Source organism: Streptomyces sp. ST2-7A, assembly GCF_021390475.1.
In the GTDB taxonomy this organism is placed as follows: domain Bacteria; phylum Actinomycetota; class Actinomycetes; order Streptomycetales; family Streptomycetaceae; genus Streptomyces.
Window position 1 is genome coordinate 209,162 of the sequence record NZ_JAJUWS010000003.1, and the last position, 24,166, is coordinate 233,327.

Consider the following 24,166-nt stretch of genomic DNA (forward strand, 5'->3'; position numbering starts at 1 on the left):
AAGCACTCACGGCATCACACCGAAATCCTCCCGGAACGGGAAAGGTGGGGGCGGCTCACGCCGGGACACGACGCAATATGTGGTGTTGTCGCCCCCGGCGACGACGGTTCTTGCGGACCGGGAGCCATACCCACCGTAACCCCTCCCGTGGCACCGGGTGTCGGGTTCGCGCGCTGCGTCACCTTTTCTCCGTACCGTTCACCACACGATTCCCCCGTCGTTCCCGCCCGGTTTCCGCCGGCCGCCGGCGCACGTCGGATCGCCGGCGGACCGGGAAACCCGGGTCGCCCGCGATCCGACGGACCGGCTACCGGCACTCGGCGACCGGCACCTCCTCCGCCACCCCGTAGGGCCGCAAATACGGAAGCCACCGCGGATCGCGGTGGCCGGTTCCGATGATGCGCCAGGCGAGACCCGACGGCGGGGCGGGCTGGTACCGCAGCCGCCAGCCGAGTTCCGCCACATGGCGGTCGGCCTTGACGTGGTTGCAGCGGCGGCAGGCCGCCACGACGTTCTCCCAGGCGTGCGCCCCGCCCCGGCTGCGCGGGACGACGTGGTCGACGCTGGTGGCGACGCCCCCGCAGTAGGCACAGCGGCCGCCGTCCCGGGCGAAGAGGGCACGACGGGTGAGCGGCACGTTGGCACGGTAGGGGATCCGGACGAAACGTTTGAGCCGCACCACGCTGGGAGCGACGATCTGCGTGCTGGAGCTGCGCATGAGGAGGCCGGAGTCCTCCAGGCTGACCGCCTTGTCGTGCAGCAGCAGGATCAGGGCTCGCCGGACGGGCACCACGCCCAGCGGCTCGTACGACGCGTTGAGAACCAGGACATTGGGCACAGCCGGCCTCCGTTTCCGTCGGCGGCGCGTGGCTCGCGCCGGGACGATCAACCACAGTGTGTCCCGACCCCGGTGGGCCGCGCCACCACGATCGGGAATGTGTCGAGGGACACAGGAGGGACGCGGTCGCCGCGCGGTCCGGACGTCGGGGCCCGGCGATCGACGTCCCGAGAAGTGGTTTCCCGGGAAGAGGGCCGTTCTCCCCTCCCGACCGGATACGGCCCGGTCACGGGTGTCGGTGGAGCCCCGCACCGCCGGTCCGGGACGGGTCTCCCCGCGTCCTGTCCGCGCCGACGGGTTACGGGGCCGCCCCGGGCCGGCGGGCCGGCCGGATCGCGGCGGGCGAGGGGGTGGGGACGCGCCATCCGGCCGCCGGGCCCCTCCCCCGCGCGGAGGCGCCGTTACCGTTGGCGGGGTGCGAGCGCTCCACCCCCACCTCACGTCGTCCGGTCCGACCCTCCCCGCCCCGTCCCCGCGTCCTCCACACCTCCTCGCCGTCCTCGGCGAGACCTCCCCGAGCACCGCCGAGGCCGCGACCTGGGTCGAGGAGAACTGGGAGAAGTGGCTGGCCGGCGGATTGCGGATCCTGTTGATCGTGATCGTCGCCGTGGTGGTCCGGGCGGTGCTGCGCCGGGCCATCACCCGGGCCGTGGAACGGGTGGGCCGGGCCGACCGTCCGGCGGCCCGCGGCGGGGTCCGGGACCCACTGGCCCACCCCGAGCGCAGACGGCAGCGGGCGGCGGCGATCGGCTCGGTGTTGCGCAGCGTCGCCTCGCTGCTGGTGATGGGGACGGCCGCCCTGATGCTCCTGGACCAGCTCGGCATCCAACTCGGTCCGCTGGTGGCGGGCGCGGGCATCGTGGGTGTGGCGCTGGGCTTCGGCGCCCGCAACCTGGTCACCGACGTGCTGACCGGGATGTTCATCCTGTTGGAGGACCAATACGGGGTGGGGGACCGGGTCGACACGGGCGAGGCCACCGGGACGGTGCTGGAGATCGGACTGCGGGTCACGACGCTGCGCGCCGACGACGGGGAGGTCTGGTACGTGCGCAACGGCGAGATCAAGCGCGTGGGCAACCTCAGTCAGGGATGGGCGACCGCCGCGGTGGAGACCGAGGTCCGGGGTGACGCGGACCCCGAGCGGGTGCACCGGATTCTGGAGGAGGCCGGTGCGGAGCTGGCCCGCCGCGAGCCCTGGGACGAGCAGTTGTGGGAGACGCCGGAGGTCCTCGGGCTGGAGGCGGTCTCCCCGGATTCGATGGTCCTCAAGGTCACCGCGAAGGTGCAGCCGGGACGGGCCGCGGCCGCCGAGCGCGCCATGCGCCGGCACTTCAAGGAGGCGTTGGACGCCGCGGGCATCGAGCGGGTGGACGCGACCGCGCTGACCCTGGAGAAGTTGCGCGGACCGCGCCACGGGGCGGAGCCGGAGCCGGCGCGACCGCGCTGACCCCGCACCGACCCCGCACCGACCCCGCGCCGGGCGTTCCGGTGCCGCGCGGTGCCCGGCCGGAGGCGGATGCGGCCCGGGCGGGCGGAGGTTCCGGAGGGAACCGGAACCCGCCACACCGCTCGCCGTCGGGCCGGGACCCTTGTGCTCGCCGCGAACCTTCCACAGGATGTCGGCCATGACCCCGCCCACCGCCGTCATCCGTCACCAACGCCCGGAGGATCTCGAGGCGTTGTCGGAGATCTGTCTGCGCACCGGCCACATCGGCGGTGACGCCCGGGAGCTGTACCGGGACCACGACCTGCTGCCCGACCTCTTCCTGCGCCCCTACGTCGCCCTGGAACCGGATTTGGTGCGGGTGGCGGAGGAGAACGGTCGGGTGCTCGGCTACATCGTGGGCACGGCGGACAGCACGGCCTTCTTCCGCGCGTTCCGGGAGCGGTGGCTGCCGACGGTCGCCGACCGTCACCCGCCGCCGGACGGACCGCCGGGCACCCCGGACGAGGAGATGCGGGACCTGCTGCACCACGCCGAACGGATGCTGGTCCCGGAGATCGCCGCCCTCCACCCCGCCCACCTGCACATCGATCTCCTGCCCGGGGGCCAGGGGCGGGGACTGGGCCGACGGTTGATGGAGGCGTACCTCGCCGCGCTGCGGCAGCGGGGGGTCCCCGGGGTGCACCTGGGAATGGATCCCCGCAACGAGCGTGCCCGGGCCTTCTACGAGCGGATGGGGTTCACCTTGCTGCGGAGTCCGTCCGGGGCCGGGGTCATCCACCTGGGACTGGCCCTCGACACCGGGGGCTGAGAGCGGGACCCGGCACCGGGGACCGGACGCCGGACCGCCCGTCCGGGATCCGCCCCCGCACCGGCACCCGCCTCCGGGCGCGGGAGGGGGACCGGGACCGCGTCGGACGGGAATTCCGGTAGCCGGGTGCCCCGAACCCCCTCCCCGGGAACCGGCCCGACGGTCATACTGCCCCCGGGTACCGGTGTCCGAGCCGGAGCACGCGCCGCGCCGACGGCCGAACGCGCGGCACGAATCCCGCCGGCCGCCGGGCCCGCGCGACCGATCGGCGGCACCCGCACCGCCCGGCACCCGCGTGTCGGAAACCGCACACGAACGCGCGAGGGGAGGCGCCCGGTCGTGACCCATCCGGTGACCCGCCGGCCGCGCGCGCCCCGGGTCGGACACGCCGTCACCGGCACCGCCCCCGCCCGTCGCCCCGCCCCGGTCGAGGCCGCCCTGCGGCTGCGTGCCGCTGCCGGGACGGAGCCGGGACGGCTGCGGGCCATCGGCGCGGTGCTGGTGGGGCTGATCCTGTTGACCGGCGTCCTGACCGCCGGCGAGGTGGCGGAACGGGCCGGCGCCGCGCACGACGCCCTGGTCTCCGGGGCACCGCCGAGCGCCGACGCCGCCCGGATCCACCGTTCGCTGGCCGAGGCCGACACGACGGCGGCCATGGGTTTCCTGGCCGGTGGTGACGAACCGCGCGAGGTGCGCGAGCGTCACGATGAGCTGGTCGCGGACACGGCGCGGTTACTGACCGTGGCCGCTTCCCATCCCCGCCCCGAGGGCGGGCCGGCGGCCGAGGCGGTGGAGCGGATCGACCTGCTCAACCGCACCCTGCCCGTCTACACCGGCCTGGTGGGGGCCGCCCGGGCCGACAACCGTCGGGGGCTTCCCCTGGGGGGCGCCTATCTGCGGTACGCCAATTCGCTGATGCAGGAGGTGATGCTCCCCGCCGCCCGTGAGTTGCACGCGCTGGAGACCGAACGGATGCGCGCGGACCTGGAACGGGCGTCCGCCCTCCCGGTGGCCGGCCCCCTGCTGGGGGCGGTGACCCTGCTCGCGCTCCTCGTCACCCACCGGCGACACCTGCGTCGCACCCGGCGGATCCTGAACCCCGGGCTGGTGGCGGGCACCGTGGCCCTGACGGTGCTGGTGGGATGGGCCCTGGCCTCACACGCCGTGGCCAGGAGTTCGTTCGGCGCGGCCCTGGGGGAGAACCTGCCCGCGGTGGAAGCGGTCAACGAGGCATGGGCGACGGTGATCCTGACCCGGGGGGACGAGAACCTCTTCCTGGTGGCCCGGGGCTCGGGGGGCGGTTACGCGGAGAGCGCGCGGCAGCGACTCGAGCGGTTGTCGGGGCCGGAGGGGGCCGCCGGAACGGGATTACTGGCCCGGGCCGGCGAACTGGCCCGGGACCCGCGGGGCCCCGAGCGGCTGGCCTCGGCGCGGGAGGCGGTCTCCATCTGGTGGGAGTTGAACACGGAGGCGCTGCGCGCCGAGGCATCCGGGGAGTACGACCGGGCCACCAGGCTGATCATCGGTGAGCCCGGCGAAGCCGAGGGGAGCCGGGGCACCGCGCACACCGGCACGTACGCGCGGGCCGCCGGTGAGGAGCTGCGCATGGCGCTGGAGGCCGAGCGGGAACGGTTCGACGAGGTCGCCGCGGCCGGACGCGAGGCCCTGCGGGGGCCGGGCGAGGGCGCGGCTCCGTTGACGCTGTTGGGCGCGCTGACGGTGGTGTTGGGGATCGGTCGACGGTTGGCGGAGTACCGGTGAGGGGCGGCACCCGGGGCGGCCCGGGGCCCCACGGGGCACGGAGGCGGGTCGCGACCGCGGTGCTCGGGGCGCTGGGGGTGCTCGGGATGCTCGGGGTGGCCTGCGGGACCCCTCCGGCGCCGACCGGGCCGGCTTCGGCCGAGCGGGCCTCCACCGGAACCGGGACGCCCGGCGAACCGGGTTCGATCGGTCCGCCTCTCCTCCATCCATCGGTCTCCCGTCCGTGGGCCTCCCGTCCGGAGCGCGAACGGTGCGCGGACGGTCGGGACGTGACCGAGAGCCCTCGCCCCTCGGACGCCTCCGGGCCCGCCGTGCGGAGGATCGTCTCCCGCGGCGCCCTGGTGGTGGGGGTGGACCAGAACAGCTACCTGTGGGGTTTCCGGACCCCGGACACCGGTCGGTTCATCGGCTTCGACATCGATCTGGTGGAGGCCGTGGCCGAGGAGTTGTTGGGGCCCCGCGCCCGGGTGGTGTACCGGGCGGTGCCCACCTCGGAGCGCATCCGGCTGATCCGGGAGCGCGAGGTGGACATGGTCGTGCGCACGATGTCGATCACCTGCGAGCGCCGAGGCGAACTCGCCTTCTCGGCCGCCTATTTCGAGGCCGGACAGCAGTTGGTGGTACCGCGCAGGTCGGGGATCACCGGACTGAACGGCTCGCTCACCGGGAGGCGGGTGTGCAGTGCGGCGGATTCGACCGCCGAGGCGCTGCTACTGGAGGTGGGGGTGGTCTCCCGGGGCGTGGAGTTGATCACCACCGCCAACCACCTGGACTGCGTGGTGCTGCTTCAACTGGGAGAGGCGGAGGCCCTGTTGACGGACAGCGCGCTGGCCGCCGGACACCTCGCGCAGGACCCGACCCTCCGACTGGTGGGCGTGCCCCTGACCTCGGAGTCCTACGGGGTGGCGATGCACCCCGACGACGAGGACCTGGTCCGGCGGGTGAACCGGGCCCTGGAGACGTTCACGGCGGGGGGTGAGGAGAGCGCGTGGCACGCCTCGTACCGGCGGTGGCTGGCCGAGCACCTGGAGGACCCCGACCCCCGACCCCCGGTACCGGTGTACCGGGAGTGACGGACGACGGCTCCGCCGGGGCGGACGGCCCGGGCGCGCTCCCCGGAAGAGGGGATGAAAGGGTGATCGGCCCGCCCGTCGGGGTTGCCGGCCCCTCTGCCGGGGGAAGGACGGGGACAGCCGGGGTGGCGCCGCCCCGGGGCGTGCGTGGACGGGTTCACCCATCCCCCGTGACCACCGGACAACCGGGACAAGAGGGCACGTCGTGTGATGAGGTGTGAATCGGGGGAGGGACGGGGTGGATGGGGCGGATCGGAAGTCCGCCCCCCGGCGGGCACCGTGCCCGGCACTCCGGCGCACCACCCCGGCCGCGACACACCATCACACCACCACATCGGCACACCGCCGGCGGGAGACCGGCCCGACGGTGACGGCACGGGGAGAGACGAGGAGTTGACCTGGTGTTGAGCCGGGAGGAGGCCGACCGGCGGCTGGCACGGCTGGGCGTCGAGCACGAGGCGATCGAGACCTCGTTGCTGGCGCTCCAGGACCACGCCGGGCGACGGCTGCTGGAGGGCACGGAGTTGATCGGGGCCACCGCCGAGCGGTGGACCGCCGCCGAGAAGGAACTCGCCGCGCTGTGGGCGTGCTTCGAGGAGTGGGGAAAGAGGCTGGAGGACGCCCGGGCCGTCCGGGCCCGACGCCGGTTCCCGGGACCGGAGGAACTCGCCCGACTGGTCGCCCTGTTGGAGGAAAAGCCGGCCGGCTCCCCGGAATCCGCCGATGGGGACGACACGTCCGAACGCGGGGCGCCCGGGGGATGGGCCGCCGCCGTGGAACGGCTGAACACCGGGTACGCCGAGGTGCTGGACGTGGTGGTGGCCGCCGACTCCGTCTGGTCGGCGCTGCCCGCCCGGATCGACCTGCTCGGCGCCGAGCTGCGCCGGCTGACCGCGCTCGCCCACTCCTCCGGGGTGCGGCCCGGCTCCCATCCGGCGGGCGACGACCTGGCCCGGGTCACCGGGGATCTGACCGCCCTGCGGGCCGAGGTGCTGGCGGACCCCCTGGCATTCTGGCTGCCGGCCGAGGGGAGCGCCACGCCGGGTGCCGGCCGCCCGGACACCACCCGGTACGACCGGGCGGCCGCACTGATCGAGGACATCCGACGCGAGGTGGACGCGGTGATCGCCGCCCGGCGCGACTCGGAGGAACGCCTGGTGCGGTTGCGCGACGTCCTCTCCCGGGCGGATCGAACCCTGGCCGAGGCCCGGCTCGCCCGGGGGGAGGTGCTGTCCCGGATCGCCGCCACGGAGGTCCCGGTGATCACCGGCCCGGCGTCGGCGCTGCGCGAGGAGCTGACGGCGGCGGCCGAGTACCGCCGCGACTCCCAGTGGCACCGGCTCTCCCCGCTGCTGGACTCCCTGGAGGAGCGGGCGCAGGAGGAGTTGGAGCGGGCCCGCGACGCCTTGACCGCGGTGACGGCGCCCCTGGCCGTGCGGGCCGAACTGCGCGGCCGGTTGGACGCCTACCATGCCCGGGCCGGCCGCTCGGGCGCGGAGGGCGACCCGGAACTGACCCGGCACTACGACACCGCCCGCCGGATGCTCTGGAGCTCGCCGTGCGATCTGCGGGCGGCGGAGCGGGCGGTGATCCGCTACCGGGTGGCCACCACGGAGCGACTGGCGGAGGTCGGGGCCGGGGCGGCCGGCGGGACGGCGGCGTCCGGCGGGGATCACGCGCCCGGCGGGGACCCGGCGGGGGGCGGAAGCCCGGCGCGGGACGGCGATCCGGCGCGCGGGCACTCCCCGGGGGCCCGCTCGTCCGAGGTCGCCGACGCCGAACGGCCGGGGTCCCCGGAACCCCCCGGGGCGGCGCGGTGAACCCCGGGGTCCCGGGGGACGCGGGAGCTTCGGATCCGGGGGTTCCGGACCCGGGGGTTCCGAACCCGGTGACCGACCCCGGGGAACCGGCCGTCGCCGGGCACGGAGCAGCCGCGGAGGACCGGGAGGAAGCCGCGCGGACCCGCCCCGTCCTGCCCCTCCCCCACCGAGTGGGCCGGGGACGGCCGGATCCGGACCGTCGTCACGCGGCGGGCACGGCGGACACCGAGCGGGAGGACGCCCCTTCCTTCGCCCCACCGGATCCTCTCGATTCCTTCTCCCCCATCGATGACGACCTCCCGCACGGGGATCCGTACCCCTCCCCCGGCTTCCCCGACCGGTTCGCCTCCCGGTCCGGGCCCGTGGTCCGCGCCGCCGCGCGGGGCGGCGGTCCGCGCGGCGGCGGGAGCCGTCCGGTCGCGGGGCTGGTCGAACTCCCGGAGGAGCCCCGTCCGGATCCCCGCTCGGTGGTGCTCGCCGATCCGCGCGTGCCCGAACACCGGCGGCGCTGCCCGAACGCCGAGTGCGACGCCCCCGTGGGCCGCTCACGCGGTGAGGGCGTGGGCGGCGACGAGGGGCGGTGCGGTCGGTGCGGACGCCGCTACGGCTTCGTGCCCCGGCTGCGCGCCGGTGAGTGGGTGGGCGGCCAGTACGAGGTGGTGGGCTGTCTGGCCCACGGCGGTCAGGGATGGATCTACCTGGCCGTGGATCACCCGGTCTCCCGCCGGTGGGTGGTGCTCAAGGGGCTGCGGGACACCGAGGACGAGGACGCGCTGGCCTCGGCCATCGCCGAACGACGGTTCCTGGCGGAGATCGAGCACCCGGGCATCGTTCGCATCCACAACTTCGTGGAACACCCCGATCCACGCTCCGGCACGCCGGACGGCTACATCGTCATGGAGTACGCGGGCGGGCGGTCCCTGCGGGAGATCGCGGACGCGCGGCGCGGGCCCGGTGGCCCCCGACCGCTCCCTCTCGAACAGGCGTGCGCTCACGGGATCGAGGCGCTGGACGCCCTGGGCCACCTGCACGACCGGGGGCTGCTGTACTGCGACTTCAAACCGGCCAATGTCATCCGGACCGGGCACCGACTCAAGCTGATCGACCTGGGGGCGGTACGACGGATCGACGAGACGACCGGCACCCTGTACGGCACCCCCGGCTACCAGGCGCCGGAGGTACCCGAACTGGGCGTGTCGGTCGCCTCGGATCTGCACACCGTGGCCGTCACGCTGGCCGAACTGGGCCTGGGCGTCCCGGTGCGGGCCGGGCTGCCCGAGGACGACCCGCTCTCGGCGCCGGACACGGAGGTGCCCCGCACCCACGCCTCGTTCCACCGGCTGGTGGTGCGCGGGACGGACCCGGACCCGGCGCTGCGGTTCGCCTCCGCGGCCGCGATGGCCGAACAACTGACCGGGGTGTTGCGGGAGGTGGTGGCGTTGACCACCGGTGTGCCGCGACCGGCCGTCTCCACTCTGTTCGGGCCGGAGAGGCGGGTGGTGGACACCACCGTGGTGTCACCGTCGGGGGCGGCGGGGGCGGAGGAGGTCCCGGTGCCGGGTACCCGACGCGCGGTCCCGCGCCGCCGGTTACGCCTGCTCCGTCGCCGCCCACCCGCCACGCCACCGGGCCCTCCCGTCGGCACCGGGGGCACGGACGGCCCCCCTGATCTCCCCGCCCCCGGCGGCCCACCCGGCACGGTCGTCCCGGACCTGCGGGAGAGCGCGCTGGCGCTACCGGCCCCCCGACTCGACCCGGAGGACCCCTGCGCCGGTTTCCTCACCGGTCTGCCGCCGGCGGGCGCCTCGGACACCCTCACCGCGCTGCGGGCCGCCCCCGCCGAGTCGGTGGAGCTGCGGTTGCGCAGGACCCGCGCGCTGCTGGAGCTGCCCCTCGAACGGCCGGGGGACCCCGGTGTCCGGGCGGCGGCCGACGACGGGGCGGCGCGGCTGCTCGTCGAGTTGGACCGCCACGCGCCCGGCGACCCCCGGGTGGTCTGGTACCGGGGGGTGGCGGCGCTGTGCGCGAACGATCCCGCGACGGCGGCCCGGTGCTTCGGCGCGGTCCACGACGCCTTCCCCGGTGAGCCCGCGCCCGGCCTGGCGCTGGGCGTGTGCGCGGAGGCGTTGGGCGGCACCCGGGACGCCGAGGAGTGGTACGCCGTGGTGTGGGCCACCGACCCCGGCCACCACGGCGCCGGGTTCGGCCTCGCCCGGGTGCGGCTCGCCGCCGGCGACCGCGCGGGCGCGGTGGAGGCGTTGGAGTCCGTCCCGGAGACCTCGGTGCACCGCAACGCCGCCCGGGTGGCGGCGGTACGCGCCCGGCTGCGCGGTCGCGACCCCCGCGACCCCCTCCTCCCCGACCTGTTGACGTGTGGTCGGCGGGTGGCCGAACTGCGCCGGAACGGCGTGGAACCGGCACTCGCCGAACGGCTGTCCTGTGAGGTGCTGGGCGTGACGCTGGACTGGTGGTTGGCCGGTCGGGCCGGGGCCCCGGAACCTGCGTCGGAGGGGGCACGTACCGTGCTGGGACACTCGTTGGACGAAACGGGGATCCGGTCGGGTCTGGAACGCTCGTACCGGGTACTGGCCCGCCTCGCCGCGAGCCCCCGCGAACGGATCGAACTGGTGGAGACGGCCAACCGTCTCCGCCCGAGGACATGGGTGTGACGATGCCGCAGCTCGATCAAGTCTCCGTCTGCCCCGGCTGTGGTGAGCCGCCGGCCGTCGCCGACCGCCGCTGCGGCGTGTGCGGCGCGGAACTGCGCCGGATGCCCGTCGCGCCCGCCCCGCCCGTCGCCAACCCCTACCCCCCGAACCGGACCGTCGAGCCGTACCCCCCGTCCCGCGCCGACCCGTACCCCGCGCCGGTCGCCGGGCCCGCGCCGTGGCAGGCGTCGCCCGGCGCGGCGACCCCTCCGACACCCCCCGCCCCACCCGCCCCACCCGCCGGCGCGGTCCCCCGGACCGGCACGGACACCGGCGCCGGGAGCCCCGGGGCCACACCCACCGAACCGGACTTCACCCTCCAACCCCCCGCGCCCGCGACCCCGATCCCACCCGCCGGCGGACCGTCCTCCGGGCCCCCGACGATCCCGACGGCTCCGCCCCCGGCCGGCCTCCCGGACCCCCGGCTGCGGGACACCTCGCTGCCCGAGCCCGGCTCCGTCCCCGTCCACTGCACCGGCTGCGGTCGGGGGATCCTTGACGCCCGGGGCCGCTGCGACGACTGCGGCTGGTCCCGCCCCACCGACCGCGACCACGTGGAGCGGGCGGTGTGCGGGGTGGCCGGTGTCAGCGACCAGGGGCTGCGTCACCACCGCAACGAGGACGCCTTCCGCGTCTCGGCGACCGCCCTGGCCAACGGCACGCCGGTGGCCATCGCCGTGGTCTGCGACGGGGTCTCCTCCTCCTCCCGACCGCACGAGGCCTCGGCGGTGGCCGCCGGGGTCGCCGACGAGGTGCTGCTGTCGGCGCTGCCGCAGGGCGTGCCGGGGCGGGAGGCGATGCACCAGGCGCTGCTCTCCGCCTCCCGGGCGGTGAACGAGCTGGCCGAACGCGATCCGGAGCCCATCGGCCGGAACGCCCCCGCCTGCACCATCGTCGGCGCCGTCTCGGTGGGCGGCGACCTCACGGTGGGCTGGGTCGGGGACAGCCGCGCCTACTGGGTGCCGATGGACGGCGCGGGACGGCCCAGCCGGCTGACCGAGGACGACTCCTGGGCCGCGCAGATGGTCCGCGCCGGGTTGCTCGGCGAGGAGGAGGCGATGGCGGACCGGCGGGCCCACGCCATCACCGCCTGGCTGGGTGCCGACAACCCCCGGGTGGAACCGCACACCGCGACCTTCGCCCCCGACCGACCGGGCGTGGTGGTGGTGTGCACCGACGGGCTGTGGAACTACGCGGACGCCGCCGACCGAATGGCCGCCGTGGTCCCGCCGCAGTCCAGGACCGCGCCGCTGACCGGCGCCCGGCAGTTGGTGCGCTACGCCCTGGACAGCGGGGGGCACGACAACGTCACGGTCGCGGTCATCCCGCTGCCGCTGGAGGCCCCGGCCCCCACGGCACCGGGTGGGACGGCGGCGGCCCGGCCGGAACCGCCCCGGCCGACGGTCGAACGCACCCCGACCCGGGCCGTGCCCCGACCGCCGTCGGCCTGATCCACCGGGAGCGATCCACCGGGAGCGAAGAGGTGCCCGGTCGACGCCGGCCGCCGGGGCGTACGGCCGGGTACTGTTCCGGCTGGAGCCCGGGCCCACCGGACCCGCTCCGGGTCACAACGGAACCATCCGCCGGCACCGGCACGGTCCACCACGGGCCCCGGGCGCGGAGAGCAGAAAGGGGGAGGCCGTCCGATGCCGACGTGCCCGAACGGCCACCGGTCCACGGCGGACGACTGGTGCGAGGTCTGCGGTCACCGCATGCCCTCCGACCCCGGCCCCATACCCCCGCCGGGGCCCCCCGCTCCCAGCGGTTACGGCTATCCCCCGGCTCCCCCCGCCGGCTACCCCGATCCCGGTCCACCGACCGCGCGGAGCGAGGTGTGCCCACGCTGCCGCACGCCCCGGGAGGTCGGCGAGACCTACTGCGTCGAGTGCGGGCACCACTCGCACCCCGGCGCCCCGGCCGCCGGCCACTGGGACCCGCGCCCCGTCGGCGCCCCGTCCGGTTACGGGAGCCCGCCCCTCCCGCCCGCTCCCCCGCCGGGCCCACCGCCGGTGCCCCCGCCACCCGTGCCCGGCGGCGAACAGCGCACCGGCGACTGGCTGATCACACCCCCCGGCGGCGGACCGGGCGCCGGCGCGTGGATGCTGGACATCACGCCCGACCAGGACTACTTCGTCGCCATGATGCGCCGCTCGGGCCCCGAGGCCGCCCGCCTGCGGATGCCCGGCCCCGGTGGCGAGCAGCGGATCCGCCTGGAGGGGCAGCAGGTGAGCATCGGCCGGACGCGGCCGTCCACCGGCGAGGCCCCCGACATCGACCTGTCGCGTCCCCCGGAGGACCCGGGCGTCTCGCACCGGCACGCCCTGCTGGTGCGTCAGCCGGACGGCGGGTGGGCGGTCGTGGACCAGAACTCCACCAACGGCACGACGGTGAACTACGAGGAGGAGCCGATCCAGCCGTTCGTCCCGGTGCCGCTGCGCGAGGGCGACCGGGTGCACGTGGGCGCCTGGACCACCCTGACCGTCCACCGGGGCTGACCCGCCGGGGTCGCGTCCGTCCCGGGGGTGACCCCGGTCCTCCCCCGGGTCGAGGTGGAACCTCCCGGCACCCCCTACCATCCGCCGCATGACTGATGCGGCGATCATGGTCGAGGGACTGCGCAAGCGGTACGGGGACGTGCGGGCGGTGGACGGCGTCTCGCTGGAGGTCGCCTCCGGGGAGTTCTACGGCATCCTCGGCCCGAACGGGGCCGGGAAGACCACCACCCTGGAGTTGATCGAGGGGCTGCGCGAACCCGACGAGGGCACGGTGCGCCTGCTGGGCATGCCCTCCTGGCCGCGCGACCCCGACCTGCTGCGCCGTATCGGCGTGCAACTCCAGGCCTCGGCCTTCTTCGAGAAGCTCACCGCCCGCGAGCAGATCCGCTCCTTCGCCTCGCTGTACGGGGTTTCCGCCGGGCGGGCCGACGCGATGCTGGAGACGGTGGGCCTGACCGGCAAGGCGGACGTGCGGGACACCGAGCTCTCCGGCGGGCAGGCGCAACGCCTGTCGATCGCCTGCGCCCTGGTCCACGACCCCGAGCTGGTCTTCCTGGACGAGCCGACCACCGGCCTGGACCCACAGGCCCGCCGCAACCTGTGGGACCTGCTGCGGGAGATCAACGGCCAGGGCCGCACGGTGGTGTTGACCACCCATTACATGGACGAGGCCGAGTTGTTGTGCGACCGGGTGGCGGTGATGGACGCCGGTCGGGTGCTGCGCGTCGGCCCGCCCCGGGAGCTGATCGAGGAGCTGGGCGTGGCGAACCTGGAGGACGTCTTCCTCCGCCTGACCGGACGGGAGTACCGCGAATGAGCGCGCTGTCCAGCCTGTCGAAGGTGATGTTCCTGGGGCTGCTCCGGGACCGCACGGCCGTGTTCTTCATGCTCGTGCTGCCGCTGTCCTTCCTGGTGCTCTTCGGCGCCCTCTTCCAGGGGGACGGGGGATCGCGCTCGACGGTCGTGCAGTACGGGGAGGTGACCGTCCTCGACGAACTGGACGAGGAACACCTGGCCGCGCTCTCCGAGGCCCTGGTGTTGGAGCGGACCGGCGACCGCGAGGACGCGCTGGAGCGACTGCGTGCCGGCGAGGTGGACGCGGTGGTCTGGGAGGAGATACCGGGCACCCTGGAGCTGCGGTACTCGGCGGCCGACGAGGCCCGGGCGGCGGCGGCGCGCGGCCTGGTCAACGCCCTGGTACAGGACGCCAACGTGGCCGCGACCGGCGAACCGCCCGCCTTCCGGATGAGCACCGAGCGGGTGGAGGACGAGTCGATCCGGGCGATCCAGTTCCTGGCGCCGGGCCTGCTGGGCTGGGCGATCGCCATGGGCGCGTCCTTCATGTCGGCGCTCACCCTGGTCAACTGGCGCCGCAAGCGACTGCTGCGCCGGTTGTGGCTGGCGCCGATCGGTCCCGGCACGGTGGTGGGCGCCCGGATCGGGGTCAGCCTGGGGCTGGCGATGGCACAGCTGGTCCTCTTCCTCGCGGTCGCCGTGATCCCCTTCTACGGGCTGCGGCTGACCGGCATGTGGTGGCTGTCGATCCCGCTGGTGGCCTGCGGAACGCTGGCGTTCATGGCGGTGGGCCTCCTGATCGGCGCGGTGACGTCCACCGAGGAGGCGGCCAACGGTGTGCTCCAGGCCGTGATCATGCCGATGGCGTTCCTCTCCGGGTCCTTCTTCCCGACCGAGGTGATGCCGGGCTGGCTGGAGCCGATCGCCCGCCTGTTGCCGCTCAAGCACCTCAACGAGGCGCTGATGGGGGTGCTCTCGCGCGGCGAGAGCTGGGGCACGGCGCTGCCGGTGATGGGCGGGCTGCTGCTGTTCGCGGCCGTGGTGGCGGCGATCGCGGCCCGACTCTTCCGCTGGGAGGCGAAGTAGTCGTCGAGGGCTCCGCGCCCGCTGATCGCCCCCGCCGGCGCGACCGTGCGCGGCGGGGGCGATGGGGACGGCGGGGACGGTCACGAGCCCCGACCGATCATCCACAGGCCCGTGACGAGGGCCGCGCAGCCCACCGCGCCGATCAGCGCCGTCAACAGGAACCATCCGAGGTCCCGCAGCCGCTCGCGGCGCCGATGCCTGCGCCGGCGCGCCCGGTTCCCCGTGGTCACGACGCTCCCCCGCCCCTCATCGAGTCCTTCGCCGGATCGCACACCGCGCACGAACATCCGATGTAGACCACGCCGGGCACCCCCGGGTCGTGGGTGATCTCCCGCCCGGTGCACGTGGTGTGCAGACCCACGCGGCAGAAGTAACAGATGTGGCGTTCCGAGCCCGGAATCGGCTCGGGAACGGGCCGGGAAAGCCGGGGAAGATGTCGCGCGCTCACCTCTCACCATCCACCGGACGAGCCACCGTTGCCACGATTGTTCGATTCTGCGCGGACGCCCACCGAATGCCGACGGCGGGATTGTCGAAACGGCTGAAGAAACGGCGGGACCGGGGAAAACACGCCTTCCCCCCGGCCGCACTGGCGATCGATCACCGGTCACTTCCCATCCTTGGAAACTCTCACTTCCACTATCGGGCAGTATTGAGGTGCCTACGGGACGTAACGTGTTGCCGACGGGATCAGGAAACAGTGCATCCCACAACGAAGCGGAGGCCAAAGCATGACGGAACGCAATCTGGATATGCGGCAGTCGGGAGCCCGGGACCTCATGGCGACCAGCTTGAAAGCCCACCGGGCACGCGCCGGCCTGTCCGTCCGCGCACTGGGGAAGGAGATCAACTTCACCCACGGCTATATCGCCCGCGTCGAAACCGGAACCCAAATGCCCTCGGAGTCCCTCACCCGAGCCCTGGACGCCCACTTCGAAACCGACGGCCTTTTCGCCGGCCTCATGGTACTGGCCAGCCACGACGGTGCCCCAAATTACTCCCGAGCGGCCCTGATGAAAGAGCGCACAGCGGTGCGGATTCAGGTACTCACGGGCAATACTCTACCGGGCTTGCTCCAAACACCTGAATATGCACGAGCCCTTTTCGCGAGCGCCGCCCCCAAGGCACCGCCGGAGACCTTCGACGATGCCGTAATCCTTCGTCGCGAGCGCTCCCATACCGCACTGGAAAGGGAGGAACCAGCTTTTTATTGGGCAATCATGGATGAAGCCGCACTTGCTCGACCAGTCGGCGGAAAAGAAATCATGTGCGAAGCCCTACGGCATATGCACACCATGACCTGTCGACAGAATATCGTCGTACAGGTGCTTCCTTTCACCGCCGGGGCATACTCCATGCTGGGAGGAAGCTTCACCGCCCTCACAGGCCCGGACGGCAGCTGCATGACCTATGTGGAATCCTTCAGTAGCGGTGCAACAATCGAAGAGCCCCGCCGAGTGGCGGAATTGCTACACCAATTTGACCACTCACAGGCACGTGCGCTGCCCGAGTCGGAGTCCCTCGAGATGATCGAGCAGTATGAAAGGAGATACGCCGATGAGTAGCCTTGAATGGCGCAAGTCGTCTTACAGCGGTGGCATGGAGAACGCCTGTCTGGAAGTCCGGGACGGGGCCCCGGGGGTCGTGCCGGTGCGGGACAGCAAGGTTCCCGGTGGGCCCGCGCTGACCGTGCCGGCGGCGGCCTGGACCGGATTCGTCCGGCACGTCCGGCGGACCGCCTGAGCACACCCCGGTTCCCGGGAGACGGCCCTCCACCGTGACGGCGGAGGGCCGTTCCCCGTCTCCGGGATCGGCGGCCGGACGGCCCCGCCGGGGCGGGGGTCGGATCTGCGACCATGGCGGGGTACCCCAGCCGAGGTGATCACATATGACGTCGAACGTCCCGCACATCCCGCGCCTGCCGGAGGGCGCCGACCCGCAGCGCACCTTCTACGAGCAGGTGGGTGGCGAGGAGACCTTCCGGGCCCTGGTCCGGCGGTTCTACCGGGGTGTCGCCGAGGACCCGTTGCTGCGGCCGATGTACCCCGAGGAGGATTTGGGGCCGGCCGAGGAGCGCCTGGTGCTGTTCCTCATGCAGTACTGGGGCGGCCCCCGCACCTACAGCGAGGGGCGCGGTCACCCGCGCCTGCGGATGAGGCACGCCCCGTTCACCGTGAACCGGGCCGCCCACGACGCGTGGTTGCGTCACATGCGGGACGCGGTGGACAGCCTGGAGCTGGACCCGGAGCACGAGCGGCAGCTGTGGAACTACCTGGTGTACGCCGCCGCCTCGATGGTGAACACCCCGGACTGACCCGGGGCCGGCCCGGGCGACCGGCGTGACACGAGTGGAAAGAGGGGTCCCGCCATCCAGCGGGACCCCTCTTTCCACTCGACGCGCGCTCAGTGGGTGTGGCGTCCCCGTCCCGCCGTGGTGGGGGCCACGAACGGCAGTGACGGTCCGCCGGAGCGGCGCACCGCGACCGAGCCTCGCGGGGTGCGCAGTCGTATCCAGTTCCCGGCGGTGAGCACCACGGGGCCCGCGTCCGGGGCGTCCCCGCCCGTTTCGGCGGGCGTCCCCTCCGACGCGATGAGGAAACCGAGGGCGTGCGCGGCGTGCACGGCGCGCAGCGGCAGCACGGTGTCCGGCAGCGGCCGGGACCATATCCCCTCCGCCAGCGTCTCCAGCGCCGAGCGGGTGCGCTCGGCGGGGGCGAGGCGTTCGGTGCGGTCGCGGAACTCGGCGATCACCGCGCCGGCGGCGGCCCGGAGGCCGTCGGCGGAGAGCTCGGCCACTCGTTGCCAGCCCTCACGGGGTGGGAGCAGACCGGTCCACGGCGGGCCGGTGACGGGGGCCGGGAGGCGGACCCCGGCCGGGGTTCCCCCGTCGGGCTCCTCCACCCCTTCCAACAGCTCGCCGGCGGAGACGGTCAGGTCCAGCGCCGGAACCGCCGGCGCGTCCGTCCCGTCCGCCGGGTCCGAAACCTCCGGCGCGGCGAGGGGTAGCGGCAGCACCGCCACCACCTCGAAGCGGGCGGGGCGGGCGAAGACTGCGAGGACTCCGTCCTCGGCGCGCAGCCGGACCGCCGCCGTCCGGTCCCACTTGAGGTGTCGGCCGAGGAAGAAGGCGAGGAGGGAGGCGTCGGCAGGCTCAGCGAACCGGAGCCGTGTCGGTGGCGTCATCGAAGTACCGTTCCAGGAAGGACCGTTCGACCACCGACAGGCGGCGGGGGCGTTCCTTCTCCAGGTCGTAGGGGACGATGACGGTGCGGGCCCGGGCGTGCACGGTGCCCCCGTCGATCATCTCGTAGCCGATCGTGGTCGCGGCGGCGCCGATCTTGGTCACCCACAGCTCGATGTCGATCGGGGTGTGCCGGTGCACCAGCGGGCGCAGGTAGTCGATCTCGTGCCGGGCGACCACGGTGGTTCCGGAGAAGGCGATCTCCGGGTCGAAGACGCCCCGGGACCGTCGCCGGTCCCGGGGTCGGTTCCGGACACACCCGTCTCGTCGGCCGCCTCCCGCGCCAGGCGCCAGAGGAAGTCGATGCGCGCCTCCTCCAGGTACCGCAGGAAGACGACGTTGTTGATGTGTCCGAAGGAATCCATGTCCGACCAGCGGAGCGGACAACGGAAGAGGTGTCGCACAGTGGTTCAGCCCCGGGTGAGCTTCTTGTAGGTGGCGCGGTGGGGGCGGGCGGCGTCGGGGCCGAGCCGCTCGATCTTGTTCTTCTCGTAGGAGTCGAAGTTGCCCTCGAACCAGAACCACCGCGAATCGCCCTCGTAGGCGAGGATGTGGGTGGCCACGCGGTCCAGGAACCACCGGTCGTGGGAGATGACCACGGCGCAGCCGGGGAACTCCAGCAGGGCGTTCTCCAGCGAGGAGAGCGTCTCCACGTCGAGGTCGTTGGTGGGCTCGTCGAGCAGCAGCAGGTTGCCGCCCTGCTTGAGGGTGAGCGCGAGGTTCAGGCGGTTGCGCTCACCGCCGGAGAGGATCCCGGCGGGCTTCTGCTGGTCCGGGCCCTTGAAGCCGAAGGCGCTGACGTAGGCGCGCGAGGGCATCTCGACCTGGCCGACGTTGATGTAGTCCAGGCCGTCGGAGACAACCTCCCACAGCGACTTCTTCGGGTCGATGTTCTCGCGGTTCTGGTCGACGTAGGCGATCTTGACGGTGTCGCCGACCTTGACCTTGCCGGCGTCCGGCTGCTCCAGACCCTGGATCATCTTGAACAGGGTGGTCTTACCGGCGCCGTTGGGGCCGATGACGCCGACGATGCCGTTGCGCGGGAGGGTGAAGGACAGACCGTCCACCAGCACCTTGTCGCCGAAGCCCTTCTGCAGGTTCTCGACCTCGACGACCACACCGCCCAGGCGGGGCCCCGGCGGGATCTGGATCTCCTCGAAGTCCAGCTTCCGGGTCTTCTCCGCCTCGGCGGCCATCTCCTCGTAACGGGCGAGGCGGGCCTTGGACTTGGCCTGGCGTCCCTTGGCGTTGGAGCGGACCCACTCCAGCTCGTCCTTGAGGCGCTTCTGCCGCTTGGCGTCCTTCTGGCCCTCGACCTTCAGACGGGCCTGCTTGGTCTCCAGGTACTTGGAGTAGTTGCCCTCGTAGCCGTGCGCCCGGCCACGGTCCAGCTCCATGATCCACTGGGCTACGTTGTCGAGGAAGTACCGGTCGTGGGTGATGGCCACGACGGTGCCCGGGTACTTGGCGAGGTGCTGCTCGAGCCACTGCACGGACTCGGCGTCCAGGTGGTTGGTGGGCTCGTCGAGCAGCAGCAGGTCGGGCTGCTCCAGCAGGAGCTTGCACAGCGCGACGCGGCGCTTCTCGCCACCGGAGAGGTGGGTGACCGGCCAGTCGCCGGGCGGGCAGCCGAGGGCGTCCATGGCCTGCTCGAGTTGGGCGTCGAGGTCCCAGGCGTTGGCGTGGTCCAGGGCCTCCTGGAGCCGACCCATCTCCTCCATCAGCTCGTCGGTGTACTCGGTCGCCATCTGCTCGGCGATCTCGTTGAACCGGTCGAGCTTGCCCTTGACCTCGGAGACGCCCTGCTGGACGTTCTCCAGCACAGTCTTCTCCTCGTCCAGCGGGGGCTCCTGGAGCAGGATGCCGACGCTGTAGCCGGGTGAGAGGAAGGCGTCGCCGTTGGAGGGCTGCTCCAACCCGGCCATGATCTTCAGGACGGTGGACTTGCCGGCTCCGTTGGGGCCGACGACACCGATCTTGGCGCCGGGCAGGAACGCCGTCGTCACATCGTCGAGGATCACCTTGTCGCCATGCGCTTTGCGCGCCTTGCGCATGGTGTAGATGTACTCAGCCAAGAGAAACCATCCGGCGGGTTGTGGGGCGGGTTCGATCAGGGGCAGTGCGCTCTATCCTGCCCCATTCGCGCCCCCGGACGAAAACGCCGACCGGCCCGTCGCCCGGGCGCCGGAACCGGTCGGGCCGGGGCGGAACGGATCGGCCCCGGGGTTTCCCGTCGGCCTCCCCCTCCTCCCGGCGCACGACAGGGGCCCGCCCCCGGCTTGCGCCGGGGGCGGGCCCCTGTCGGGGTTCACTCCCCCCGTTCCCCCGGATGATCCGGGAGAACGGGGTCCGGTGTGGCACCGGGAGGAGTGAACCCCCGTGATCCTCGTGAAGAGGGGTCCTCGGGAAGAAGAATCCTCAGGAAGAGGAGGAGGCGCCGCGCTTGCGGATGAAGAACATCGCCGCGCCACCGGCCACCAGCAGGGCGATCGCGATACCGGCGATCATGCCCACGTTGCTGCTGCTGCCGGTCTCGGCCAGGTTCGGGGACTCGTCCTTGACCTCTTCGTCACCGGAACCCTGCGGGTTCGGCTCGTTCTCGGTCTCGTCCGGGGTCTCGGTCTCGTCACCCGGCTCCTCGGTGCCCGGGGCGGGCTCCTCGGTCTCCTGGCCCTCCTCGTTCTCCTCCGGCTCGGCCGGCGGGGAGACCTCGCAGTCGAGGACACCATGGAAGTCGGCGAGGGACTCGCCGGCCTCGTCGGTGATGGAGATGTGGTACTCCTGCTTGTTCTCGACCGGGACGAAGATGTCCTTGGTGCCGCCGGCCGGGATGGTGTGGGTCTCGCCCTGGAAGTCGAACTCGAACGGCTGGTCGCCGTCGTTGCCCACGGTCAGGTTGACGCCGCCGGCCACACAGTCGATCTGGTGGCTGAAGGTCGGGGCGGGACCGTCGGAGGCCCAGTTGGCGGTGGCGGTCTTGGAGGTGGAGACCTCGCTGGCGCCGGCCAGGATCATGGTCTGGGTCTTCTTGTCGATGCCCTTGAAGACCCGACCGACCTCGGCCGCCAGGGTGGCGGAGGCGGTGAAGGAGGCGGTGCCGTCGGCCGCGTCGGCCGGGACGTCGAAGTACAGCTCGCTACCGTCGACGGCCTCGGTCACCGGGGCGCCGGAGGCGTCGGTGACGGTGACGCCGGCGGAGGTGTTCGGGGCGATGGAGACGGTGCCCGCGGAGGTCTTCACACCGATGGGGCCGAGCTTCTGCCCGGGCTTGCCGGCGACCTCCGGCGGGGTGAGCTCGAGGGAGATCTCGGGCTCGGCGATGTCACCGGCGTTCTCGTACAGGTACTTGGTGAGCTTCTTCGCCGCCCCGTTGAGGGGGTTGGCGGAAGCGGCGTGCTTGGGGTCCGAGAAACGCCAGATGGCGGCCTGGGTGCCCGCTGCGGCAGTGGCCGGGGTGAGCTTCTCCCGGTCCTTCAGACCGATGGTCCGACCCAGCGCGTTCAGGTCATCGACCTGCGGGTACGAGTTCTGGAGGATCCAGTGGATCTTCCCCGCGTTCGGGTTGCTGGCCAGCACCGAGGAGTTCCACGCCGTCTCCTGGTACCGCGCTTCCTTGGCGGTCGGGGTACCGAAGTCGATGCAGTAGGTCTTGATGGTGCCGCCGCCGTCCACGTTCATCGTGAACAGACCGGCGCTGTAGTACTCCTTCCCCACCTTGACCGTCGCCGACAGGTCCTTGTCCAGACCCACGAGCTGGGCGGTGGTGCCACCACTGCCGACGGCCGTCTCGTCCGCGGCGGCCGAACCGGCGGTGGTGATACCGCCACCGACGAACATCAGGCTCGCCACGACCGTGGCCGCAAGGCGGGATATCACCCGCTTGCGCGCAGAAATCATGTGTGAGTCCCCTCCACGAGGCGCACGGGCCGCAGCCACCTCGGTGCAGGGCTGGCGTTTCAAATGTCCCGTGCGTACGCCGGGATCGTAGAGAGGGAAAACGGGGTATGTCCCCCGGGGCCGGGTGAACTACCCACTCCGAAGCGGAATCGTTATCAGATGGTCTGATCAAAAGGGATGATTAGCGCGAATCGCCGCCCGAGAATGGGTGTTGACGGATGGTCAGCCCTCTCCGCGGACGGAACGCGCTCCTCCACTTTTTCTCCACGTGACCCACCGATCACTCTTCGCCGCCCCTTCCGCACCACCGTTCCCACCCATACCCCCACTCCTCCTGGCCGGCTCCGGCGCACGTCGAACCCCCTGCCCGGCGCCGGCGCCGGCCCGCCCCGGTGACTCACCTCGGAGTGAAGGCGTCCCCGCCCGAGGCGACGACCCACTGTTCGCGCACCTCCCGATAACGCACCAACTCCGCCGCCACCGGCTCCAGTACCCGGGTCCGGCCCACCGCCGCCGCGGCCGACCGCAAACGCTCCTCCTCCTGCCGCCCCCACGCCCGGGCCGGCGCGGCCGCCGCCACCCGGCACCCCCACGCCAGCAACGGCGCCCCCAGCGCACCGCACAGCAGGAGTCCGGCCGGCAGCACCACGCCGGCCACCGGGTGGCCCAGCGCCGCGAGCGCCAACCAGCCCAGCCCCAGCAGGTGCAGGGTGAGGAACACTCCCTGCCCCACCGCCGCCGCGCTCCACCACACCGGCCGCGGGGGGCGCGGCGCGCCCGGCACCCGGGAGGCCCGCGCGCCGGGTTGCCGACCCGACCACGGCACCCGGCGACGGCCGGGGTTGCCCCGCGCGGCCGGCGGCCCCTCCAACGCCGCCGGCACCTCCGAGGCTCCCCGCCGGGCCACCCGGCGCACCGAGGCCGCCCAGGGTTCCGGCAGGTCGGCCGTCACCTCCTCGGTCAGTCGCCGCACCGCCTCCTCCAGCGCCGGCCGGGAAACCACCGGAGGTTGTTCCCGCAGGCCGCGCGCCCGCCCGGTGAGGGCGACCGGCTCGCCCCGGCGGGCCGCCCGGCGCTCGGCGAGGGTCGTCACCAACTGCCCCCACGGGGTACCGCAGATCCGGTCCGCACGACGCAGCCAACCGCGTTCGGCGGCGGCCCCGGCGGCCGGGGCGCCGACCGCCGCGGCCAACCGCTCCTCGAAGGCCGCCCGCGCGTCCTCGGTCAGCCCGATCGGCGCCGAGCCGGACTCCGCCACGCACATCGGTCGCAACCGCCGGGTGGTGCCGTCCGCGTCGGCGGCCAGGCGCAGCGCGGGGGCCGCCCGGGAGCCGACCAACTCGGCCAACGCCCGGCGCAGTTCGCCCATCCCCTGCCCGGTGAGCGCCGAGACCGCCAGAACGCCCACCCCCGGTTCACCGTGCTCGCCGACCGCCACCCCCCGTTCGTCGAGCAGGCGGCGCACGTCGTCGAGCACCGCCTCGGTCGCGTCCGGCGGCAGGCGGTCGATCTGGTTGAGCACCACCAGGCTCACCTCCGCGTGCCCGGCGAAGGCCCGCAGGTAGTGGTCGTGCAGCAGGGCGTCGGCGTACTTCTCGGGGTCCAGCAGCCAGATCACGGCGTCGGTGCGGGCCAGCAGCCGGTCCGCCTCCCGCCGGTGGTCGGGCAGCGCGGAGTCGTGGTCCGGCAGGTCCAGCAGGACCAGCCCGCGCAGCGCGGGGTCGGCCCGGTGCGCCCGCCGGCGCCGGCGCGGCTGGACGCCCAGCCGGTCCAACAACGCGTCGGGGGACGGGCCGCCCCCGCGTTCCGCCTCCCAGGCGCAGGAGTGCGGGGCGGCCGTCATCGGCCGCCGCACGCCGGTCTCGGCGATGCCGCTGCCGGCCAGCGCGTTGAACAGCGTGGACTTCCCGCTGCCGGTGGCCCCGGCGATGGCGACGGTGGTGTACAGGCGGGTGAGACGGTCCCGCTCGGCGGCCTCGGCGAGCAGCCGACCCGCCTCGGCGAGCGCCGGGTCGGGCACCCGGGCGCGGGAGAGCGCGACGAGTTCGCGCAGCGCGCGCAGCCGTGTCCGCAGGGCACGGTCGGCCGGGGTGCCGGGCGGGGGGCCGCCGGGCAGCCGCTCGTCCGGGGCGGTGGGGGGCGCGGGGACCAGCGGTTCGGTCTCGGGGATGGCCTCCTCGGGGGGCCGGTCGGGGCC

Annotated in this window: 19 protein-coding genes and 1 pseudogene; 13 read left to right on the top strand and 7 right to left on the bottom strand. The window is 73.5% G+C overall.

All coding sequences use genetic code 11. The annotated features are described in order from the left end of the window. Positions 1-307 precede the first annotated feature (307 nt). On the bottom strand, positions 308-838 hold the full coding sequence (locus LZF96_RS03410; protein WP_233865449.1) for an HNH endonuclease: 531 nt from the start codon (positions 836-838) through the stop codon (positions 308-310). A gap of 415 nt (positions 839-1,253) precedes the next feature. On the opposite strand from LZF96_RS03410, the gene LZF96_RS03415 reads away from it, so the two are divergent. The 10 genes from LZF96_RS03415 (at position 1,254) to LZF96_RS03460 (ending at position 14,831) form a co-directional block, all read left to right on the top strand. Next, the gene (locus LZF96_RS03415; RefSeq protein ID WP_233865450.1) at positions 1,254-2,285 is read left to right on the top strand and encodes a mechanosensitive ion channel family protein; all 1,032 of its coding nucleotides are present in this window, start codon (positions 1,254-1,256) and stop codon (positions 2,283-2,285) included. A 178-nt stretch (positions 2,286-2,463) separates the two neighbouring features. Next, the gene (locus LZF96_RS03420) at positions 2,464-3,093 is read left to right on the top strand and encodes a GNAT family N-acetyltransferase (protein WP_233865451.1); all 630 of its coding nucleotides are present in this window, start codon (positions 2,464-2,466) and stop codon (positions 3,091-3,093) included. Positions 3,094-3,432: 339 nt separating this feature from the next. Then, a complete protein-coding gene (locus LZF96_RS03425) occupies positions 3,433-4,854 on the top strand; it encodes a hypothetical protein (protein ID WP_233865453.1) in 1,422 nt (473 codons plus the stop codon). Positions 4,855-5,123: 269 nt separating this feature from the next. Continuing rightward, complete coding sequence (locus tag LZF96_RS03430; protein WP_233865455.1) at positions 5,124-5,927, top strand: glutamate ABC transporter substrate-binding protein; 804 nt, start codon at positions 5,124-5,126, stop codon at positions 5,925-5,927. A gap of 401 nt (positions 5,928-6,328) precedes the next feature. Further along, positions 6,329-7,747 (top strand): hypothetical protein, encoded by a 1,419-nt coding sequence (locus LZF96_RS03435; protein ID WP_233865457.1) that lies wholly within the window; start codon positions 6,329-6,331, stop codon positions 7,745-7,747. Between the two features lie 68 nt (positions 7,748-7,815). After that, complete coding sequence (locus tag LZF96_RS03440; protein ID WP_233865459.1) at positions 7,816-10,416, top strand: serine/threonine-protein kinase; 2,601 nt, start codon at positions 7,816-7,818, stop codon at positions 10,414-10,416. Positions 10,417-10,418: 2 nt separating this feature from the next. Then, positions 10,419-11,906 (top strand): PP2C family serine/threonine-protein phosphatase, encoded by a 1,488-nt coding sequence (locus tag LZF96_RS03445; protein WP_233865503.1) that lies wholly within the window; start codon positions 10,419-10,421, stop codon positions 11,904-11,906. Between the two features lie 195 nt (positions 11,907-12,101). Further along, positions 12,102-12,950, top strand: a complete 849-nt coding sequence (locus LZF96_RS03450) for an FHA domain-containing protein (RefSeq protein ID WP_233865461.1) — start codon at positions 12,102-12,104, stop codon at positions 12,948-12,950. 88 nt (positions 12,951-13,038) lie between these two features. Further along, on the top strand, positions 13,039-13,767 hold the full coding sequence (locus tag LZF96_RS03455; RefSeq protein ID WP_233865463.1) for an ABC transporter ATP-binding protein: 729 nt from the start codon (positions 13,039-13,041) through the stop codon (positions 13,765-13,767). Continuing rightward, complete coding sequence (locus LZF96_RS03460) at positions 13,764-14,831, top strand: ABC transporter permease (RefSeq protein ID WP_233865465.1); 1,068 nt, start codon at positions 13,764-13,766, stop codon at positions 14,829-14,831. The genes LZF96_RS03455 and LZF96_RS03460 overlap by 4 nt, the downstream gene beginning before the upstream one ends. Positions 14,832-14,911: 80 nt before the next feature. Here the strand turns inward: LZF96_RS03460 and LZF96_RS03465 are convergent, their stop codons facing one another. Continuing rightward, the gene (locus tag LZF96_RS03465; RefSeq protein WP_233865466.1) at positions 14,912-15,061 is read right to left on the bottom strand and encodes a hypothetical protein; all 150 of its coding nucleotides are present in this window, start codon (positions 15,059-15,061) and stop codon (positions 14,912-14,914) included. A 501-nt stretch (positions 15,062-15,562) separates the two neighbouring features. Between LZF96_RS03465 and LZF96_RS03470 the strand changes: the two genes are divergently transcribed. The 3 genes from LZF96_RS03470 to LZF96_RS03480 all read left to right on the top strand — a co-directional run bounded on the left by LZF96_RS03470 (position 15,563) and on the right by LZF96_RS03480 (position 17,145). Beyond that, a complete protein-coding gene (locus LZF96_RS03470) occupies positions 15,563-16,396 on the top strand; it encodes a helix-turn-helix transcriptional regulator (RefSeq protein WP_233865467.1) in 834 nt (277 codons plus the stop codon). Beyond that, a complete protein-coding gene (locus tag LZF96_RS03475; RefSeq protein ID WP_233865468.1) occupies positions 16,389-16,574 on the top strand; it encodes a DUF397 domain-containing protein in 186 nt (61 codons plus the stop codon). The genes LZF96_RS03470 and LZF96_RS03475 overlap by 8 nt, the downstream gene beginning before the upstream one ends. Positions 16,575-16,719: 145 nt before the next feature. Further along, positions 16,720-17,145, top strand: coding sequence for a globin (locus LZF96_RS03480; protein ID WP_233865469.1), 426 nt, complete (start codon positions 16,720-16,722; stop codon positions 17,143-17,145). An 89-nt stretch (positions 17,146-17,234) separates the two neighbouring features. Here LZF96_RS03480 and LZF96_RS03485 read toward each other — a convergent pair whose 3' ends face one another. From LZF96_RS03485 to LZF96_RS26395, 5 genes and pseudogenes are all read right to left on the bottom strand, one after another. Further along, a complete protein-coding gene (locus LZF96_RS03485) occupies positions 17,235-18,014 on the bottom strand; it encodes a hypothetical protein (protein ID WP_233865470.1) in 780 nt (259 codons plus the stop codon). Continuing rightward, positions 17,983-18,437 (bottom strand): annotated as a pseudogene (locus LZF96_RS03490) (acyl-CoA thioesterase). The gene LZF96_RS03485 and the pseudogene LZF96_RS03490 overlap by 32 nt, the downstream one beginning before the upstream one ends. A gap of 45 nt (positions 18,438-18,482) precedes the next feature. After that, positions 18,483-20,147, bottom strand: coding sequence for an energy-dependent translational throttle protein EttA (gene ettA / locus LZF96_RS03495; protein WP_233865471.1), 1,665 nt, complete (start codon positions 20,145-20,147; stop codon positions 18,483-18,485). Positions 20,148-20,490: 343 nt separating this feature from the next. Continuing rightward, positions 20,491-21,969 carry a thioester domain-containing protein gene (locus tag LZF96_RS03500; protein WP_233865472.1) on the bottom strand — a complete coding sequence of 493 codons (1,479 nt, stop codon included), beginning with the start codon at positions 21,967-21,969 and terminating at the stop codon, positions 20,491-20,493. Positions 21,970-22,366: 397 nt separating this feature from the next. Continuing rightward, positions 22,367-24,166 (bottom strand): GTPase (locus tag LZF96_RS26395; protein WP_267940390.1); only part of this gene is annotated, 1,800 nt, incomplete at its 5' end.

Coding starts and splice junctions, on each gene's coding strand:
- LZF96_RS03420 (WP_233865451.1), top strand. CDS start 2,464: ATGACCCCGCCCACCGCCGTCATCCGTCACCAACGCCCGGAGGATCTC.
- LZF96_RS03445 (WP_233865503.1), top strand. CDS start 10,419: ATGCCGCAGCTCGATCAAGTCTCCGTCTGCCCCGGCTGTGGTGAGCCG.
- LZF96_RS03450 (WP_233865461.1), top strand. CDS start 12,102: ATGCCGACGTGCCCGAACGGCCACCGGTCCACGGCGGACGACTGGTGC.
- LZF96_RS03455 (WP_233865463.1), top strand. CDS start 13,039: ATGACTGATGCGGCGATCATGGTCGAGGGACTGCGCAAGCGGTACGGG.
- LZF96_RS03460 (WP_233865465.1), top strand. CDS start 13,764: ATGAGCGCGCTGTCCAGCCTGTCGAAGGTGATGTTCCTGGGGCTGCTC.
- LZF96_RS03470 (WP_233865467.1), top strand. CDS start 15,563: ATGACGGAACGCAATCTGGATATGCGGCAGTCGGGAGCCCGGGACCTC.
- LZF96_RS03475 (WP_233865468.1), top strand. CDS start 16,389: ATGAGTAGCCTTGAATGGCGCAAGTCGTCTTACAGCGGTGGCATGGAG.
- LZF96_RS03480 (WP_233865469.1), top strand. CDS start 16,720: ATGACGTCGAACGTCCCGCACATCCCGCGCCTGCCGGAGGGCGCCGAC.
- LZF96_RS03485 (WP_233865470.1), bottom strand. CDS start 18,014: ATGACGCCACCGACACGGCTCCGGTTCGCTGAGCCTGCCGACGCCTCC.
- LZF96_RS03500 (WP_233865472.1), bottom strand. CDS start 21,969: ATGATTTCTGCGCGCAAGCGGGTGATATCCCGCCTTGCGGCCACGGTC.